The following is a 3,050-nucleotide window of genomic DNA, read 5'->3' as shown; positions in this document are numbered from 1 at the left end:
CACGCGCCCGAAAGCCGCATCGAGCGCCTTGGGATCGATCATCCGGAACACGGCCGAGAAGGTGTCATGCGACGGAACCGCGTGCTTGAGCTTGAGGAAACCCCTGAAAACGCTTTCCTTTGCGCGCCCGAAGGCCGCCATCTCGGGGCAGGAGGTCGCGCCGCAAAGGACCGACACAAAGGCGATGACCAGCAGCTCACCCAAGTCATGTCGCGTGTTCTCGGCGCGGGGATCGGGGACATCTTCGAAGGCGGACAGGATCGGCACGCCTTTGATCAGCGGATTGTCCGAGATCACGGTGATAAATGCGTTGAATGCCTCGGATCTGGCGGCGATCCCGTCCAGCCAAAGCAGAATTGCCTCATCCATGCTGCTCATTCCCTCTGCCGTTGCGCTTATGTCTCTCCTTTGTGGCCTTGCGACCGCTGTCCCGCGCCTATTGCGCGCCCAAGCTGCACAATATGCAAAGATTTTGTGGCAATTTGGCGGCGATTTCCACCGCCCCGATCTCGCAGGCCCTCGCAGAGCCTCCATCACAGCCGTTCTTCGCCATCCACGGCATTAGGTTTTGACAAAAGGCGCCGGTTGTTTAGGCTCGACATGTAACACTTGGCGATGCGCGCGGCATCCGCGCACAGCACCGGGTCAGTTCACGGGCACTATAGGAGGATTTAGATGACCGATATGAATAAGAAACAGGGTGGAACGGGCTCGACCACGGGCACCGGCGCACCGGCGGTAAGCGACCGCAACTCTCTGACCGTGGGCCCCGATGGCCCGATCCTGCTGCATGACGTGCATTTCCTCGAGCAAATGGCCCATTTCAACCGCGAGAAAGTGCCCGAGCGCCAGCCCCACGCCAAAGGTTCGGGCGCGTTCGGCACTTTCGAGACCACCCATGACGTCTCGGCCTATACCAAGGCGGCGCTGTTCCAAAAGGGCGCAACCACCGAGATGCTGGCGCGCTTCTCCACCGTTGCCGGCGAGATGGGCAGCCCCGACACATGGCGCGATGTGCGCGGCTTCTCGCTGAAATTCTACACCGATGAGGGCAATTACGATCTCGTCGGCAATAACACCCCGATTTTCTTTGTCCGTGACCCGATGAAATTCCCGCATTTCATCCGCAGCCAGAAACGCCTGCCGGACTCGGGTCTGCGCGACAATCATATGCAGTGGGATTTCTGGACCAATAACCCCGAATCCGCGCATCAGGTGACCTATCTGATGGGCGTGCGCGGGCTGCCCCGCACCTGGCGTCATATGAACGGCTACGGCTCGCACACCTATATGTGGGTGAACGAGGCGGGGGAGCGGTTCTGGGTGAAATACCATTTCCACACCCATCAGGGGATGGAGTTCTTCACCAATGAAGAGGCCGGCGCGATGGCCGGTGCCGATGCAGATTTCCACCGCCGCGACCTGTTTGACGCGATTGCCCGTGGCGAGCATCCGGCCTGGACGATGTCGGTGCAGGTGATGCCCTATGAAGAGGGAAAAACCTATCATATCAACCCCTTTGACCTGACCAAAACCTGGCCGCATGCGGATTACCCGCTGATCGAAGTCGGCAAGATGACCCTGAACCGCAACCCCGAGAACTTCTTTGCCCAGATCGAGCAGGCGGCCTTCTCGCCGGGGAATACAGTGCCGGGGATTGGCCTCTCGCCGGATAAAATGCTGCTTGGCCGCGCCTTTGCCTATAATGATGCGCAGCGCAACCGGATCGGCACCAACTTCCACCAGCTGCCGGTGAACCAGCCCAAGGTTCCGGTGAACACCTATATGTTCGACGGGCAGATGGCCTATCACCACAGCGGCAGCGCACCGGTGCATGCGACCAATAGCGGCGGCCGCAGCTGGTCCGACGAGACCGGCGCGGTGCATGACGGCTGGGAGGCGGACGGCGATTTCGTGCGCAGCGCCTATACGTTGCGGCCGGGTGATGACGACTTCTCGCAGCCGGGCAAACTGGTGCGCGAGGTGTTCAATGATGACGAGCGCCGCCAGTTGGTCGAGACGGTCAGCGGCGCGCTGCTCGGCGGGGTGCGCTCTCCGGTGCTCGAGCGGGCGTTCGACTATTGGAAGAGCGTCGACGCGGAGGTCGGCCAGCGCATCGAAGACGCGGTGCGCGCGGGGCAGGCGGGCTAAGCCCAGCGTTCCGGGATGAACACAGACGCCGGCCCTCACAAGGGGCCGGCGTTTTTATCTCTGCGTCGCCCGTGGCCCCCACGGGCCGCGCCCGACCCTCCCCCAAGGAGGGGGCGCCTCGGCGCTGTCTTTCACCGCACACCCGACATCAGTGCTTTTGAGCGCAGAGCTTCGTGGCAAGGACTGGCGCCCACCCAAGATCGGGCGCGTCCCTTATCGCTTCACTTTGAGTGGAGGTGTGAGGATACCGTTGGCAGATGCCCCTGAAAATCTCAGCGAAGCATGTTCCAACTGCAGGGCCCGGCGGCACCGCCGGGCCGCGCCCGACCCTCCCCATGGGAGGGCGCATCGGTGATGTCTTTCACCGCACACCTGACATCAGTGCTTTTGAGCGCCCGCGTTGTGGAGCGGGTGCGCGCGCCCACCCAGGGTCGGGCGCGGCCCTTCGTGCTTTGCTCACAGCGATGCGGAAGCGGTGCGGGGGCGAAGCACCGTGAGAACTCTCAGCGCTATGAGCCCCGACATCAGGGGAATCGCATATGGCCGTGACGCACTGAACGGGATGGCTTGTGGCTGGGCTCATGATGGATTCTGAAGGTGGACTCGTCCTCCTGGAGCCCATCACCGTCATGCATCTGTTCCTGTCCGCCTTCGAAGATGTCCCCGATCCCCGCGCCGAGAACACGCGACATGACTTGGGTGAGCTGCTGGTCATCGCCTTTGTGTCGGTCCTTTGCGGCGCGACCTCCTGCGCCGAGATGGCGGCCTTCGGGCGCGCAAAGGAAAGCGTTTTCAGGGGTTTCCTCAAGCTCAAGCACGCGGTTCCGTCGCATGACACCTTCTCGGCCGTGTTCCGGATGATCGATCCCAAGGCGCTCGATGCGGCTTTCGGGCGCGTG

General features: G+C 62.3%; 3 protein-coding genes. 2 read left to right on the top strand and 1 reads right to left on the bottom strand.

What is annotated here, in order from left to right; translation table 11 throughout:
* On the bottom strand, window positions 1-369 hold a 369-nt coding region (locus FJQ48_RS12790; RefSeq protein ID WP_139975424.1), incomplete at its 3' end, for a transposase family protein.
* 306 nt (window positions 370-675) lie between these two features.
* Between FJQ48_RS12790 and FJQ48_RS12785 the strand changes: the two genes are divergently transcribed.
* Window positions 676-2,151 (top strand): catalase, encoded by a 1,476-nt coding sequence (locus FJQ48_RS12785; protein ID WP_015740141.1) that lies wholly within the window; start codon window positions 676-678, stop codon window positions 2,149-2,151.
* 581 nt (window positions 2,152-2,732) lie between these two features.
* Window positions 2,733-3,050: transposase family protein (locus tag FJQ48_RS12780; protein WP_210236261.1), on the top strand; the 318-nt coding region annotated here is incomplete at its 3' end.

It is taken from the genome of Ochrobactrum sp. CGA5 (assembly GCF_006345815.1).
GTDB lineage: Bacteria > Pseudomonadota > Alphaproteobacteria > Rhizobiales > Rhizobiaceae > Brucella.
The sequence above is the reverse complement of the archived record's forward strand: the minus strand, read 5'-3'. Positions and strand labels throughout refer to the sequence as shown.